This window comes from Pseudomonas sp. AC239 (genome assembly GCF_979258545.1).
Genome location: NZ_OZ409864.1, coordinates 2,955,938 through 2,969,435 on the forward strand (window position 1 = coordinate 2,955,938; position 13,498 = coordinate 2,969,435).

The following is a 13,498-nucleotide window of genomic DNA, read 5'->3' on the forward strand; positions in this document are numbered from 1 at the left end:
AGCAATCGACATTCACTGTAACAAAGAGGTCTATGTCGTCAGCGTCTCGGCATAGAGACCACCTATGAGCTGGATTGTTAAACCGTATTTCCTTAATCTTGCCCCCCTCGATACGCTGCACCCAACTTTTTACAGGACTGTCGAGTTCAAGCCTTCCCCAAGGTGTCCACAGTCCTTTTTTATTCCGCCGGCCGTCCGGCGTCCGCGCCAGATTTTTCATGGCCGGCCAACAGGAGCAGATTCATGTCTGAAGTCCGTCATTCGCGAGTGATCATTCTCGGTTCCGGCCCTGCCGGTTACAGCGCTGCGGTCTACGCGGCCCGCGCCAACCTCAAGCCACTGCTGATCACCGGCATGCAGGCCGGCGGTCAACTGACCACCACCACCGAAGTCGACAACTGGCCGGGTGATGTGCACGGCCTGACCGGGCCGGTGCTGATGGAGCGCATGCGCGAGCACGCCGAGCGTTTTGAAACCGAGATCGTCTTCGACCACATCAACGCCGTGGACTTCGCTGCCAAGCCGTACACCCTGACCGGTGACAGCGCCGTCTATACCTGCGATGCACTGATCATCGCCACCGGTGCCAGCGCCCGTTACCTGGGCCTGCCTTCGGAAGAAGCGTTCATGGGTAAAGGTGTTTCGGCCTGCGCGACCTGCGACGGTTTCTTCTACCGCAACAAGCCGGTCGCCGTGGTTGGCGGTGGCAACACTGCTGTCGAAGAAGCGCTGTACCTGGCTAACATCGCCAGCACCGTGACTCTGATCCACCGCCGCGAAACCTTCCGCGCCGAGAAGATCCTGATCGACAAGCTCAACGCCCGCGTGGCTGAAGGCAAGATCATCCTCAAGTTGAACGCCAACCTGGACGAAGTCCTCGGCGACAACATGGGCGTCACCGGTGCACGCCTGCGCAACAACGATGGCAGCTTCGACGAGATCAAAGTCGACGGCGTGTTCATCGCCATCGGCCACACCCCGAACACTTCCCTGTTCGAAGGCCAGTTGACCCTGAAAGACGGTTACCTGGTGGTGCAGGGCGGCCGTGAAGGCAACGCGACGGCCACCAGCGTAGAAGGCATTTTCGCTGCCGGTGACGTGGCTGACCACGTTTACCGTCAGGCCATCACCTCGGCCGGCGCCGGTTGCATGGCGGCACTGGACACCGAGCGTTACCTGGACGGTCTGCAGAACGCCACGTTCTAAGACCGCAGGGCACAAAAAAACCGGCCAGAGATTGGCCGGTTTTTTGTGCCCGAGATTCGCAGCCGCCACGCATCCAGTATGGGAGCGAGCCTGCTCGCGAAAGCGGGGTATCAGTCGACATCAACGTTGAATGTCAGTCCGTCTTTGCGAGCAGGCTCGCTCCCACAGTGGGTAGGTGTGGCTATTGGGGTCAGCGGCGGTTCAGCGGTTGTGCGCTGAATTTAACCCCCGTCAGGCCGTGCTTGATCAACGCGCGGATATTGCCGTGATCGCTGCCTTCAGGGGTCGCCAGCACCGAGCGGTAATGCTCGCCAAACGCCAGTAGCGCTTCTTCATCGCTCAAGCCTTCGAGCAGGGCCAGCCCCAGGGTCTTGCAGGAGCCTTCGTTCTGCCCGGCAGCGTTTTCCACGCCGCCGTTGTTGAACGCTTGCGGCTGGTAGTCGTAACCGGCGGCGATGAACGCCAGGGTGTCGGCGAAAGCATGCTCGCCGCTCTTGAGGCTGGTGCGCAGGGTGTTCAGATCAGTCATTGGGTTTTCCTTTGGCAAACGCTGCTTGCTGCTCGGCGCTGGCTTCTTGCTGGTATTGGGCCTTCCACTCGGCGTAGGGCATGCCATACACCACTTCCCGGGCATCATCGAGGCTGACCTCGATCTGGCGTTGGTCGGCCTCGGCCTTGTACCACTTGGACAGGCAGTTGCGGCAGAACCCGGCGAGGTTCATCAGGTCGATGTTCTGCACGTCCTTGCGGCTGTCGAGGTGAGCGACCAGTCGGCGGAAGGCGGCGGCTTCGAGTTCCAGGCGTTGTTGCTCGGTCATAAGGGTCTCTTCGAGACAGCTTCAAGCGGCAAGCTACAAGCTGCAAGATTGAATTTTGGGGGCGTTAGATTAACGCTTACGGCTTGAAGCTTGAAGCTTGAAGCTTGAAGCTAGCTAGCGGCTCGCCGCGAGAGTAATCGATACCGACTCGGCGAAGCGCAGCGCGTGCGGCTTGTCGACCTCGACTTCGGCGTACAGCACCGATGCATTGGTCATCACCAGATCGAGCAATTCTTGCGTCAGGCGTTCGAGCAGCGCGAAGCGGTTGCCTTCGACATGCGCGATGATCGCTTTGGTGATGGTGCGGTAATTGAGCGCGTGGTCGATGTCGTTGTCACGCACGGCTTCTTGCGCCGCGTACAGGATGGTCAGGTTGATCAGCACGTCCTGCTTGTTGAGGATTTCATCCTCGTTGATGCCGATAAACGTGCGCAAGCGCAGATCCTTGACCCGGATGCGCGCCATTCCCGGTTGAAGTTGTGGCATTGATTTGCTCCGTCCAGTCTATTGCAGGCGTTCTGGTGGATATTACTCGACTCGCAGCCGAAGCGGGACGGCCTATTTGACGTGCCGGCCGCCGTTGAGGGTCAGGGTTGTGCCGGTGACATAAGGATTGTCGAGCAGATAGCGCAGGCTTTGATAGATCACCTCGCTGCCGGGTTCGATGCCCAGCGCGGATCTGGCCAGCGCCTTGGCACGGTAAGCGGCGTCATCGTCGGGGTTGAACAACAGCAGCGCCGGAGCAATGCCATTGACCTTGATGGCGGGCGCAAAGCGCGCGGCGAACGACAGGGTAAGGCTGTCGAGCCCCGCCTTGCTGGCGCAATAACCGATGTGCTTGCTGCTGCCCTTGCGGGTGACGTCGTCGCTGATGTGAACGATGTCGGCTGGCGCCGAACGCTGCAGCAACTCAGCGCAGTGCAAGTTGATCAAGTAGGGCGCGAGCAGGTGGATACTGAACATGCGGTTGAAGGCTTCAGCTTCGCTGCCCGGAGTTTCCGCCAGCCATTCAGAAGCGTTGTGCACGATCGCGCGCAAACTGTCGGTGTGGGCTTTAAGTGCATCGATAAAAGCCAGAATCCCGGCCTCGCTGGAAAAGTCCGCGTACAGACCTGTCGCGCCCAGATCGCGCAATTGCTGCACGCCGGGGCGTTCGGTTCGGTACGTGAAGATGACTCGATGGCCATCTTCGAGCAAGCGCTGCGCACAGTGCAGGCCGACCCGCTGACCGGCGCCGGTGATGAGGATCGGGGCTGCGGAATCTGGCATGGGCGGCTCGCTTCGCGGTTGAAGCGAAAACTATAACAGGCTCGCCGCCCGCTGGAGATCAGCGATTCTGCGCCGACGGTGTAGCCGCCAGTGGCCGCGTCGGTGGGCTGTTCAACCAGTTCGCCAGCAGCCGCGTCGATAAGGGGATGAAAAAATACACCATCAGCGGTGTCAGGCACGCCGTGCCGATCAATATCCGCGGCAACAGGCTCAACTCAGCCAGCAGCGGGCCGAGGATAAAGTTGAAAATAAGCGACACCGGGAAAAACGCCAGCCAGATCGCCACGGCTTGCTTCCAACGCGGTGGGCGTTGCCCGGCCGCACCGAACCAGCCTTCAATGCCACTGACCCGATGTTCTTTGGGATGCTCGAACAGATCGCTGCCACGGTTCAGCCAGGCTGTGCGCGATGCCGAGTACTCCCACGCATGCAGCGTCTGCTCATCGACAAAGCGGAAAATGATCTGGAATTCGTTGTCGCCTGGCGGCGGCGCAAGCACGCCGGAGCCCAAATAGCCGGGGAAGTCGGTTGCCAATTGTTCGCCTTCGCGCAGCCAGGCGATCAGATCGTGATAACGGCCATCGGCGACGCGACGCGCTACCATCAGCGTGACGGGGGAAGTAGACATTTTGTATCTCCGTATTTCGAGTGCGGCGCTCCGGGTAAGAGTCTCGCCTGACGCGGGCCGGGGTAGAGGCCTGCGCTTTGTAACAAGCAAGGATTATTCCTGATTTTGTCGATTAAACCAGCCACATTCGTCGTAGATCATTGCTTGGACGTTTGCGCCCCATCATGTTTAGATTGGGATCCAATTCACCGACATGGAAGTTGACCGCAGATGCCTGTAATCACGGACACTCGCCCGGCTTCGACAGCCCCCGGCGCGCTCGATCGCGAAGAGCTGTTTCCCATCCGCGAGGTGGCGCGGTTGACCGGTGTCAACCCGGTGACCTTGCGTGCCTGGGAACGCCGCTACGGATTGATCCAGCCGACCCGCACCGAAAGCGGGCATCGTCTGTATTCAATGAACGACATTGAGCGCGTTCGCAGCATTGTCGACTGGATCGATCGTGGCGTGGCGGTAAGTAAAGTCGGCAAGATTCTGGCGAAGACTGAACCTGCGAAGGTTCTCGCGAATTTTATTCCCGATGACCATGTGCAGGCCGATTACAAGCAATGGCAGGAGCAGATTCAGCAGGCGGTGAGTGCGTTCGACGACCAGCAACTGGATCGTGTCTACGGGCAGATTTTTTCGTCGTACACGCTGCCGGTTGTGTTCGAAGCCATCATCCTGCCGTTGTGGCGGCAACTGCTTCAGCGCCAGGACGCGTTCGGGCAGACCAGCGAATGGTTGTTTTTCGATGGTTTTCTCAGGGCGCGCGTATTGCAGCGCATCGTCATGCTGCGCGGCGCGCAACCGCGTCGAATCATCGTCAGTGCACTCGCCGGGCAGTGTCGTGAACTTGAGTTACTGGTGGCAGCGCTGTTTCTCAGCGGCAACGATTCCGGTGTACGGGTGCTGACCACCGGCCAACCCTTCGACGAGCTGACCCTGGTTTGTGAAAAGGTCAAACCTGCGGCGCTTGTGCTGTTTTCCAATCATGCCCCGGGGCCGGAACTGCCGCGACGCCTGAATCGTCTGGCGATGAGCCTCGACTGCCAATTGATGCTGGCCGGCGATGCCTCGGATTTGGCTGAGGACAGCCTGGCCGGCTCATCGGTGGCCTGTCTTGGTAACGAGGGCGCGACCATGCGTCAGCGCATGAAGCAATTCATGGCAGGCAAACTGGATACCTGAAACTCAGGCGTGCAGGGCGGGGTGAGTCAGGCGATGTTGTTGCAGGATGAACTGGCGCAGGCGCTCGGTTTCGTCGGCATCGGTCTGGCTCAGTTCGTAAGCGAAGAAACCTTGCTCGGTTTCCCGTTCGAAATGGCCGCGCAGGGATATCCGCTCATAACCGGAAGGGCTGAACCACAGGGCGAAATGCTTTGGTGGCTTGGTCTTGTTGCGCACTTCCAGCAACACGCCTTTATGAGATACCTCGTGCACCCAGAGAGTGCCGGGCTGACCTTTGGCATTTTCCAGTGCCACCGGCTCTTCAAGCACCAGGCGCCAAGGGCGCACCATTGGGCCGTCTTCGTAAATGCTCGGCACACCGAGACGCAGATGCAGCGCGTGAAACTCGTCTTCCACCAGATGCAGCGGAAAAGTCATCTGCTGATTTTCGAAATTGGCCTGGATCGTCACTTGTTCATGAGCAGCCAGACGTGTCAGCAGATCACGGATTTGCGAACCGCCATTAACCAGCAGACTCGACGTCGCATCCCGCACATTCAATTGCGGGTTGTGCTGCATGGTCTGGATGAAATCCAGCTCGTCCTGGGTGAGGAGGGCGTCGCGCTGCATGGTTAACTCGTAGTGAATAGTTACAAAGTCATTGGTGATTGTAGTTAATGACCATCAGTTCGCGGTTTTGTTTGCGCCGTTCGTCGCTTTGAGTGCTGCCAACTCGCTTTGCAGCGCCGCCACTTGTGCTTCCAGCTGCGCAACCCGCTGCTGCGCCTTGACCTGAACCGTCACATCCTTCTGCACACCGATGAAATAGGTCTGTCCGTCATCGGCATTTTTTATCGTCGACAATGACAATTCGTTCCAGAACGGCGTGCCATCCTTGCGATAGTTGCGCAGTATTTCCCGGCAGCGACCGCCTTCACGCAATGTCTCGCGAATCAGCTGCAGGCTTGGTTGATCACGGTCTCCAGCCTGCAAAAAACGACAGTCCTGGTAGAGAATCTCCTCACTGCTGTAACCGGTCATGCGCTCAAAGGCAGGGTTGACGTAAATAAGGATGTTGTCCTGCTCGCCTTCCTTTTCAGCGACCACGATTCCGTCATTCGACGCATTGATCACCATTTGCAGCAGGCTGGCGTTGATCATCCGAGAATCCCTTCCGTTGTGTCAGTGGCAGGCATTCTAGAAGAAAGCCGCGGACTGTCTATAGGCCAGCACCTTCCATTGAGAGCGAATCGCAACATCGCAGCGTGGGCTGTTACTATCGCGGCTCTTTTTTTCAGTTCCAGGATCAGATTGATGAAAGTCGCCATCCTCTCAGGTTCCGTCTACGGCACCGCCGAAGAAGTCGCCCGCCACGCCCAGAACCTGCTGAAAGCCGCCGGCTTTGCGACTTTCTACAACTCCCGCGCCACATTGGCCGATATTCAGGCGTTCGGCCCGGAGGCCCTTCTCGCTGTGACTTCGACCACGGGCATGGGCGAGCTGCCGGACAACTTGCAACCTTTGTATTCAGCTTTGCGCGATCAGTTGCCAGCTACCTTGCGCGGCCTGCCCGGCGCGGTGATCGCGCTCGGTGATGCCAGCTACGGCGACACCTTCTGCGGCGGCGGTGAACAGCTGCGAGAATTGTTTGCCGAACTGAGCGTGAACGAGGTGCAGGAAATGTTGCGCATCGACGCCAGCGAAAGCGTCACTCCGGAAACCGATGCCGAGCCGTGGCTGGCGCAACTGATCGACGCGCTCAAGGGCTGATCGCCCAGAGATGTCGCTGCACCTGGACAAGCGTCGTTGCGTTGGAAGTGGTTCAGGCTGTTTGCGCGACTGACTCGTTCAGTCATCAAGCTGGCTGCCAATGCAACTACGCGATGCCTTGCGCCTGACTAGACTGCTGACACGAGCAGAACAAGAAGAACGCAGAGGTGCATACAGTGAGCGTAGCCCCCGTCCAATCGTCGCCGAATGTCAAAGACCAGGTCAGCGCTGCCGAGTGGCAGACCCGCGTCGATCTTGCCGCCTGTTACCGTCTGGTCGCGCTGCACGGCTGGGACGATCTGATCTTCACACATATCTCCGCCAAGGTGCCCGGCACCGAAGATTTCCTGATCAATCCGTTCGGGCTGATGTTCCACGAGATCACCGCCTCAAGCCTGGTGAAAGTCGATCAGGCTGGCAACAAACTCATGGACAGTCCCTACGAAATAAACCCCGCTGGTTACACCATCCACAGTGCCGTTCACGAAGTCCGCCACGATGTAGTTTGCGTGCTGCATACACACACCGCGTCAGGCGTCGCCGTTTCGGCGCAAAAGCAGGGGGTGTTGCCGATCAGTCAGCAATCACTGTTCGTGTTGTCGAGCCTGGCTTATCACGCGTACGAGGGTGTGGCGCTGAATCATGAAGAAAAGGCGCGCCTGCAAGCCGATCTCGGCGACAACAATTTCCTCATGCTGCACAACCACGGTCTGCTGACCTGTGGCGGTACCATTGCCGATACCTTTCTGATGATGTTCACCTTCCAGCGTGCCTGCGACATTCAAGTCATGGCGCAAACCGGCGGGACGGAACTGATCGCCATCGAACCGCAGATCCTCGCCGGCGCCAAGGCAATGATTGCCGGCGTCACCAAGAGCGCTCAAGGCATGGGCGGCGCACTGGCGTGGCCGGCGCTGCTGCGCAAACTCGATCTCCAGGATCCGGGGTATAAATTCTAATGCCACTCGCCGAGATTCCCCTGTGTATCTGGCGCAAGCGCAGCCGGACCTTTGTTTTTCGTGGCCAGACGATCCATTACTGGGTGGCGGGACAGGGTGAGCCGCTGTTGTTGATTCACGGTTTTCCCACCGCCAGTTGGGATTGGCACTACCTGTGGCAGCCGTTGGCACAGCGTTACCAGGTGATCGCCTGCGACATGCTTGGCTTCGGCGATTCGGCAAAACCGCGCGGTCACACCTACAGCCTGCTGGAACAGGCCGATCTGCAACAGGCGCTGCTCGCCCATCTACAGATTGAACAAGCGGTGCACCTTCTTGCCCACGATTATGGCGACAGCGTCGCTCAGGAATTGCTCGCGCGGCACTACGAAAAACACCTCGACGTTGCCAGTTGTGTGTTTCTCAATGGTGGTCTGTTTCCGGAAACCCATCGTCCGCTGCTGATGCAGAAACTGCTGCTCAGCCCGATTGGCTGGCTGCTTGGTCGCGCATTCAGTCGTGAGGCGTTGGTCAAAGGTTTCCGGCAGATCTTCGGCCCGCAGACCCAGCCGACTGAAAGCGAACTGGATGATTACTGGAGCCTGGTCGAGAGCAACCACGGCCCGCGCATTCTGCACAAACTGATCACCTACATTCCCGAACGCCGGGTGCAGCGCGAGCGCTGGGTGGCGGCCATGCAGCGTGGCGACGTTCCTCTACGGGTCATTGACGGCGCAGTCGATCCGATCTCCGGCGTGCACATGGTCGAGCGTTATCGCGAACTGATCCCTGATCCGGACACCGTGCTGTTGCCGGGCATCGGCCACTACCCGCAGACCGAGGCGCCGGTGCAGGTGCTCAAGCACTATCTGGCGTTTCGTGATCGTCTGGTATTGCCTCCGCGCAAAGTGGCGTACTCCTGATTCCACCGGGAGCACTCGCTCTCGGCGCTATACAGTCTCGACCATCCCCCTACCTTATCGCGCACCATTCAGCCTCAGCCGTGTTCGTTGTGAGCCAAAGCGTCGTGCCTGACACTCGGGAGCATTAACCCTTGGCCTGCTGGAGTTGCTGCGATGAATGAACCCGTGCGTTTCGAAGATAAAGTCGTGATTGTCACCGGCGCTGGTGGCGGCCTCGGTCGTGCGCATGCGCTGCTGTTCGCCAGGCAGGGTGCCAAGGTGCTGGTCAACGATCTCGGCGGCTCGACGCAGGGTGAGGGCGCCAATGCCTCGGCCGCCGACCGCGTGGTGGCGGAAATTCGCGAGGCTGGTGGCATTGCCGAAGCCAACCATGACTCGGTCACCGACGGCGATAAATTGGTGCAGAACGCTCTCGATGCTTTCGGCCGCGTCGACGTCGTGGTCAACAACGCCGGGATCCTGCGCGACAAATCGTTTCACAAGATGGACGACGCCGACTGGGATCTGGTCTATCGCGTCCACGTCGAAGGCGCCTATAAGGTTACCCGCGCTGCCTGGCCGCATCTGCGCGAACAAAACTACGGCCGGGTGATTTTCACTGCATCGACTTCGGGCATTTACGGCAACTTCGGCCAGTCCAACTACGGCATGGCCAAACTCGGGCTGTACGGGCTGACCCGAACGCTGGCGATCGAGGGCCGCAAGAACAACATTCTGGTCAACGCCATCGCCCCGACCGGCGGCACGCGCATGACCGAGGGCCTGATCCCGCCACAGGTATTCGAGCAACTGAAGCCGGAACTGGTCAGCCCGCTGGTGGTGTATCTGGGCAGCGAGCAATGTCAGGAAACGTCTGGCCTGTTCGAGGTCGGCGGCGGCTGGATGGGCAAGGTGCGCTGGGAGCGCAGCCTCGGTGCCGGCTTCGATCCGCGCGAAGGGTTCTCGCCAGAGGATGTGGCGACGCACTGGCAGCAGATTTGCGATTTCGAAGGCGCGGCGCACCCCAAGGACAATATCGAAGCGTTGAAGGAAATGATGGCGAATTTGCAGAAGTATTCGATTTAAGCCTTCCCTCCGGTCACAGGGCTGCTGGGCCCTGATTCCCGCTCCCATGCGCATCGCACAAGAAATCGCCCATAAAAAAGGCCGCTGCAAACGCAGCGGCCAAGGTAAGACGTTGGATCAAGGAGCTACAAATCAACGTCAGTGAACAGCGGGGCGATAAATCGAAGATCGATTCATCCGAAATCGGTAGCCAATCGCTTGCGCTTTCAGCGTAGCGGGCTTCGTGTTTTCCAGCGTGTGCCGGGAAAGCGCGCTCAGGATAAGGGCTTGCGCCTGTAGGAAAAATACCGATTCCAGACATGCACTGTTACGGGGCGCGCAACAGTAGCGTGGGCATGCATGGCACTGATGATGTGCCATCCAGCCAGTCCATGAACCACTCCAGGCCCCGCCGTACATGGCCATTCATCCTTTCGAGCGACAACGCAAATACCTCCTTGGTGCGCTTATCGACCGCTTCACCCGGCAGTAGGGTGGGGCCTTCTGTCACTCACCGGGGAAGACGCATGACAAAAACAACAATGCGCGCCATCTTCACACCGCAGGCGCTGGCCGCTGCGGTGGCTCTGGGTTGCTGCGCCCAGGCGCACGCGGTCGCCTTCAACATCGGCGAAATCGAAGGCACCTTCGACTCGTCACTTTCGGTCGGCGCGAGCTGGGGCCTGCGCGATGCCGACAATTCGCTGGTCGGCACGGTCAATGGCGGCAGCGGACAATCGTCCACCGGTGATGACGGGCGCCTGAATTTCAAGAAGGGCGAAACCTTCTCGAAGATCTTCAAGGGCATCCACGACCTCGAATTGAAGTACGGCGACACCGGCGTGTTCGTGCGGGGCAAATACTGGTACGACTTCGAACTCAAGGACGAAGACCGCGAGTTCAAACAGATCAGCGACAGCGGCCGCAAGGAGGGCGCCAAGTCTTCCGGCGCGCAGATCCTCGATGCCTTCGTCTATCACAACTACGCCATCGCCGATCTGCCGGGCACCGTGCGGGCCGGCAAGCAGGTGGTGAGCTGGGGCGAAAGTACCTTCATCGGCAACTCGATCAACAGCATCAACCCGGTCGACGTCTCGGCATTCCGCCGTCCCGGTGCCGAGATCAAGGAAGGTCTGATTCCGGTGAACATGCTGTTCGGTTCGCAGAGCCTGACCGACAAACTTTCGGTTGAAGGTTTCTACCAACTGGAGTGGGACCAGACCGTTCTCGACAACTGCGGCACCTTCTTTGGCGTCGACGTGGCAGCGGACGGCTGCAACAACGGTTACACGGTCGGCAGTCCGGCGGTGGCGCCGCTGGTGCCGCTGACCACCGCGTTTGGCCAAGGCATTCAGGTCACCCGCGAAGGCGTTGTCATTCCCCGTGGCGGTGATCGTGATGCGCGCGATTCCGGGCAGTGGGGCACGGCGCTGCGCTGGCTCGGCGAAGACACCGAATACGGCCTCTACTTCATGAACTACCACAGCCGTACGCCGACGGTCGGCACCACCACGGCGGGGCTGTCGACGCTGGCGGCGTTGCCAGGTCTGGTCGGCATTGCCAACGGCCTTGCGCCTGGCAGCGGCGCGGGGCTGGCGCAAAGTGTGATGCTCGGGCGCGGTCAGTATTACCTCGAATACCCGGAAGACATTCGCCTGTACGGCGCGAGTTTCTCCACCACTCTGCCCACCGGCACCGCGTGGACCGGCGAGATCAGCTATCGGCCGAACGCACCGGTGCAGGTCAACACCAACGATCTGACCCTGGCATTGGTCAACCCGATTGCCGGCGGTACCGCATCGCCACTTGCGACTTCGCCGGGTGCCGACAACAAAGGCTACCGGCGCAAGGAAGTCACCCAGATCCAGAGCACCCTCACGCATTTCTTCGATCAGGTGCTGGGCGCCGAACGCTTGACCGTGGTCGGCGAAGCGGCGGTGGTACATGTCGGTGGTCTGGAGTCACGCAGTGAGCTGCGTTATGGCCGAGATTCGGTGTACGGCCAGTACGGGTTCGGCGGCGACACCGACGGCTTCGTCACCTCGACTTCGTGGGGCTATCGCGCCCGGGCGATTCTCGATTACGCGAACGTCATCGGCGGGATCAACCTCAAGCCCAACCTGTCGTGGTCGCACGACGTTGCCGGTTACGGCCCCAACGGTCTGTTCAACGAAGGTGCGAAAGCCATCAGCTTCGGCGTCGATGCCGACTACCGCAACACCTACACCGCAAGCCTGAGTTACACCGACTTTTTCGGTGGCGACTACAACGTCCTCGAAGACCGTGACTTCGTGGCCCTGAGCTTCGGCGTGAACTTCTGATCTGCCCGAGAAGGATGACTGCAATGCGCAAAACGATTCTGCAATGTGGCGTGCTGGCCTTGAGTCTGCTGGCCGCCAACGTGATGGCGGCGGTGTCGCCGGATGAAGCGAACAAACTCGGCACCAGCCTGACCCCGCTCGGTGCCGAGAAGGCCGGCAATGCTGACGGTTCGATTCCGGCCTGGACCGGCGGTATCCCGAAAAACGCCGGCGCGGTAGACAGCAAAGGCTTCCTCGCCGACCCGTTTGCCAACGAAAAACCGCTGTTCACCATCACTGCCGCCAACGTCGAGCAGTACAAGAGCAAGCTGTCCGATGGCCAGGTGGCGATGTTCAAACGCTACCCGGAAACCTACAAAATCCCGGTCTACCCGACCCACCGCACTGTGGGCGCGCCGGCGGAAATCTACGAGTCGGCCAAGCGCAGCGCGCTCAACGTCAACGCGATCAATGACGGCAACGGCCTGGCCAATTTCACCGGCAATCGCTACTACGCGTTCCCGATTCCGAAGAATGGCGTCGAGGTGCTGTGGAACCACATCACCCGTTATCACGGCGGCAACCTGCGGCGGATCATCACCCAGGTCACGCCGCAGACCAACGGCAGCTATACGCCGATCCGCTTCGAAGAAGAGATCGCCGTGCCGCAACTGATGAAGGACATCGACCCGGAAAAAGCCGCCAACGTGCTGACCTTCTTCAAGCAATCGGTGACTGCCCCGGCGCGGTTGGCCGGTAACGTACTGCTGGTGCACGAAACTCTCGATCAGGTGAAGGAACCGCGTCTGGCGTGGATCTACAACGCCGGTCAACGCCGCGTACGTCGGGCGCCGCAAGTGGCCTATGACGGCCCGGGTACCGCGGCTGACGGCCTGCGCACTTCCGACAACTTCGACATGTTCTCCGGCGCGCCGGATCGCTACGACTGGAAACTGGTCGGCAAGAAGGAAATGTACATTCCCTACAACAGCTACAAACTCGACTCGCCGAAGCTCAAGTACGACGACATCGTCAAGGCCGGGCACATCAATCAGGACCTGACCCGTTACGAACTGCACCGCGTCTGGGAAGTGATCGGCACGGTGAAACCGAACGAGCGGCACATCTACGCCAAACGCCACATGTACATCGACGAGGACAGCTGGCAAGTGGCACTGGCCGATCACTACGACGGTCGCGGGCAACTGTGGCGCGTCGCCGAAGGCCACGCTCAGTATTACTACGATCACCAGGCTCAGGCCTACACGCTGGAAGCGCTCTACGACATCATTGCCGGCCGTTACATTGCTCTGGGCATGAAGAACGAAGAGAAGCACAGCTTCGAATTCGGCTTCGAAGCAAAGGCTGCCGATTACACGCCATCGGCCCTGCGCGCCGAAGGCGTACGCTGACGATTGGGCGCCACCGCTGGACAAAAGGCGACCACACGGTC

General features: G+C 59.7%; 15 protein-coding genes. 8 read left to right on the forward strand and 7 right to left on the reverse strand.

Annotated features, from left to right (window positions below):
• The first annotated feature begins 243 nt into the window (after positions 1-243).
• Positions 244-1,206 carry a thioredoxin-disulfide reductase gene (trxB, locus tag ACZ0AZ_RS13330; RefSeq protein ID WP_016771656.1) on the forward strand — a complete coding sequence of 321 codons (963 nt, stop codon included), beginning with the start codon at positions 244-246 and terminating at the stop codon, positions 1,204-1,206.
• 190 nt (positions 1,207-1,396) lie between these two features.
• Here trxB and ACZ0AZ_RS13335 read toward each other — a convergent pair whose 3' ends face one another.
• From ACZ0AZ_RS13335 to ACZ0AZ_RS13355, 5 genes are all read right to left on the reverse strand, one after another.
• A complete protein-coding gene (locus ACZ0AZ_RS13335) occupies positions 1,397-1,735 on the reverse strand; it encodes a HopJ type III effector protein (protein ID WP_463537526.1) in 339 nt (112 codons plus the stop codon).
• Positions 1,728-2,024, reverse strand: a complete 297-nt coding sequence (locus ACZ0AZ_RS13340) for a DUF1244 domain-containing protein (RefSeq protein WP_039759325.1) — start codon at positions 2,022-2,024, stop codon at positions 1,728-1,730. The genes ACZ0AZ_RS13335 and ACZ0AZ_RS13340 overlap by 8 nt, the downstream gene beginning before the upstream one ends.
• A gap of 114 nt (positions 2,025-2,138) precedes the next feature.
• Positions 2,139-2,510 (reverse strand): dihydroneopterin triphosphate 2'-epimerase, encoded by a 372-nt coding sequence (folX, locus tag ACZ0AZ_RS13345; RefSeq protein WP_016771653.1) that lies wholly within the window; start codon positions 2,508-2,510, stop codon positions 2,139-2,141.
• Positions 2,511-2,582: 72 nt separating this feature from the next.
• The gene (gene folM / locus ACZ0AZ_RS13350) at positions 2,583-3,293 is read right to left on the reverse strand and encodes a dihydromonapterin reductase (RefSeq protein WP_129999915.1); all 711 of its coding nucleotides are present in this window, start codon (positions 3,291-3,293) and stop codon (positions 2,583-2,585) included.
• A 58-nt stretch (positions 3,294-3,351) separates the two neighbouring features.
• Positions 3,352-3,921: a putative antibiotic biosynthesis monooxygenase gene (locus ACZ0AZ_RS13355; protein WP_039759321.1), complete on the reverse strand. Its 570-nt coding sequence runs from the start codon at positions 3,919-3,921 to the stop codon at positions 3,352-3,354.
• Between the two features lie 210 nt (positions 3,922-4,131).
• Between ACZ0AZ_RS13355 and ACZ0AZ_RS13360 the strand changes: the two genes are divergently transcribed.
• Positions 4,132-5,091 carry a MerR family transcriptional regulator gene (locus ACZ0AZ_RS13360; RefSeq protein ID WP_129999914.1) on the forward strand — a complete coding sequence of 320 codons (960 nt, stop codon included), beginning with the start codon at positions 4,132-4,134 and terminating at the stop codon, positions 5,089-5,091.
• 3 nt (positions 5,092-5,094) lie between these two features.
• Here ACZ0AZ_RS13360 and ACZ0AZ_RS13365 read toward each other — a convergent pair whose 3' ends face one another.
• The gene (locus ACZ0AZ_RS13365; RefSeq protein WP_024011639.1) at positions 5,095-5,700 is read right to left on the reverse strand and encodes a hypothetical protein; all 606 of its coding nucleotides are present in this window, start codon (positions 5,698-5,700) and stop codon (positions 5,095-5,097) included.
• A gap of 54 nt (positions 5,701-5,754) precedes the next feature.
• Positions 5,755-6,231: a PAS domain-containing protein gene (locus ACZ0AZ_RS13370; protein ID WP_129999913.1), complete on the reverse strand. Its 477-nt coding sequence runs from the start codon at positions 6,229-6,231 to the stop codon at positions 5,755-5,757.
• Between the two features lie 153 nt (positions 6,232-6,384).
• Between ACZ0AZ_RS13370 and ACZ0AZ_RS13375 the strand changes: the two genes are divergently transcribed.
• From ACZ0AZ_RS13375 to ACZ0AZ_RS13400, 6 genes are all read left to right on the forward strand, one after another.
• The gene (locus ACZ0AZ_RS13375; RefSeq protein WP_463537527.1) at positions 6,385-6,840 is read left to right on the forward strand and encodes a flavodoxin; all 456 of its coding nucleotides are present in this window, start codon (positions 6,385-6,387) and stop codon (positions 6,838-6,840) included.
• A 176-nt stretch (positions 6,841-7,016) separates the two neighbouring features.
• Positions 7,017-7,799 (forward strand): class II aldolase/adducin family protein, encoded by a 783-nt coding sequence (locus ACZ0AZ_RS13380; RefSeq protein ID WP_039759314.1) that lies wholly within the window; start codon positions 7,017-7,019, stop codon positions 7,797-7,799.
• Positions 7,799-8,701, forward strand: a complete 903-nt coding sequence (locus tag ACZ0AZ_RS13385; protein WP_463537528.1) for an alpha/beta fold hydrolase — start codon at positions 7,799-7,801, stop codon at positions 8,699-8,701. Before ACZ0AZ_RS13380 ends, ACZ0AZ_RS13385 begins: the two co-directional genes overlap by 1 nt.
• A gap of 153 nt (positions 8,702-8,854) precedes the next feature.
• The gene (locus tag ACZ0AZ_RS13390; protein WP_129999909.1) at positions 8,855-9,766 is read left to right on the forward strand and encodes an SDR family oxidoreductase; all 912 of its coding nucleotides are present in this window, start codon (positions 8,855-8,857) and stop codon (positions 9,764-9,766) included.
• A 506-nt stretch (positions 9,767-10,272) separates the two neighbouring features.
• A complete protein-coding gene (locus ACZ0AZ_RS13395; protein ID WP_129999908.1) occupies positions 10,273-12,066 on the forward strand; it encodes a DUF1302 domain-containing protein in 1,794 nt (597 codons plus the stop codon).
• 23 nt (positions 12,067-12,089) lie between these two features.
• Positions 12,090-13,457 (forward strand): DUF1329 domain-containing protein, encoded by a 1,368-nt coding sequence (locus ACZ0AZ_RS13400; protein ID WP_039759308.1) that lies wholly within the window; start codon positions 12,090-12,092, stop codon positions 13,455-13,457.
• Positions 13,458-13,498 lie beyond the last annotated feature (41 nt).

Coding starts and splice junctions, on each gene's coding strand:
- ACZ0AZ_RS13400 (WP_039759308.1), top strand. CDS start 12,090: ATGCGCAAAACGATTCTGCAATGTGGCGTGCTGGCCTTGAGTCTGCTG.
- ACZ0AZ_RS13370 (WP_129999913.1), bottom strand. CDS start 6,231: ATGATCAACGCCAGCCTGCTGCAAATGGTGATCAATGCGTCGAATGAC.
- folM (WP_129999915.1), bottom strand. CDS start 3,293: ATGCCAGATTCCGCAGCCCCGATCCTCATCACCGGCGCCGGTCAGCGG.
- folX (WP_016771653.1), bottom strand. CDS start 2,510: ATGCCACAACTTCAACCGGGAATGGCGCGCATCCGGGTCAAGGATCTG.
- ACZ0AZ_RS13335 (WP_463537526.1), bottom strand. CDS start 1,735: ATGACTGATCTGAACACCCTGCGCACCAGCCTCAAGAGCGGCGAGCAT.
- ACZ0AZ_RS13385 (WP_463537528.1), top strand. CDS start 7,799: ATGCCACTCGCCGAGATTCCCCTGTGTATCTGGCGCAAGCGCAGCCGG.
- ACZ0AZ_RS13390 (WP_129999909.1), top strand. CDS start 8,855: ATGAATGAACCCGTGCGTTTCGAAGATAAAGTCGTGATTGTCACCGGC.
- ACZ0AZ_RS13365 (WP_024011639.1), bottom strand. CDS start 5,700: ATGCAGCGCGACGCCCTCCTCACCCAGGACGAGCTGGATTTCATCCAG.
- ACZ0AZ_RS13355 (WP_039759321.1), bottom strand. CDS start 3,921: ATGTCTACTTCCCCCGTCACGCTGATGGTAGCGCGTCGCGTCGCCGAT.
- ACZ0AZ_RS13395 (WP_129999908.1), top strand. CDS start 10,273: ATGACAAAAACAACAATGCGCGCCATCTTCACACCGCAGGCGCTGGCC.
- ACZ0AZ_RS13340 (WP_039759325.1), bottom strand. CDS start 2,024: ATGACCGAGCAACAACGCCTGGAACTCGAAGCCGCCGCCTTCCGCCGA.
- ACZ0AZ_RS13360 (WP_129999914.1), top strand. CDS start 4,132: ATGCCTGTAATCACGGACACTCGCCCGGCTTCGACAGCCCCCGGCGCG.
- trxB (WP_016771656.1), top strand. CDS start 244: ATGTCTGAAGTCCGTCATTCGCGAGTGATCATTCTCGGTTCCGGCCCT.
- ACZ0AZ_RS13375 (WP_463537527.1), top strand. CDS start 6,385: ATGAAAGTCGCCATCCTCTCAGGTTCCGTCTACGGCACCGCCGAAGAA.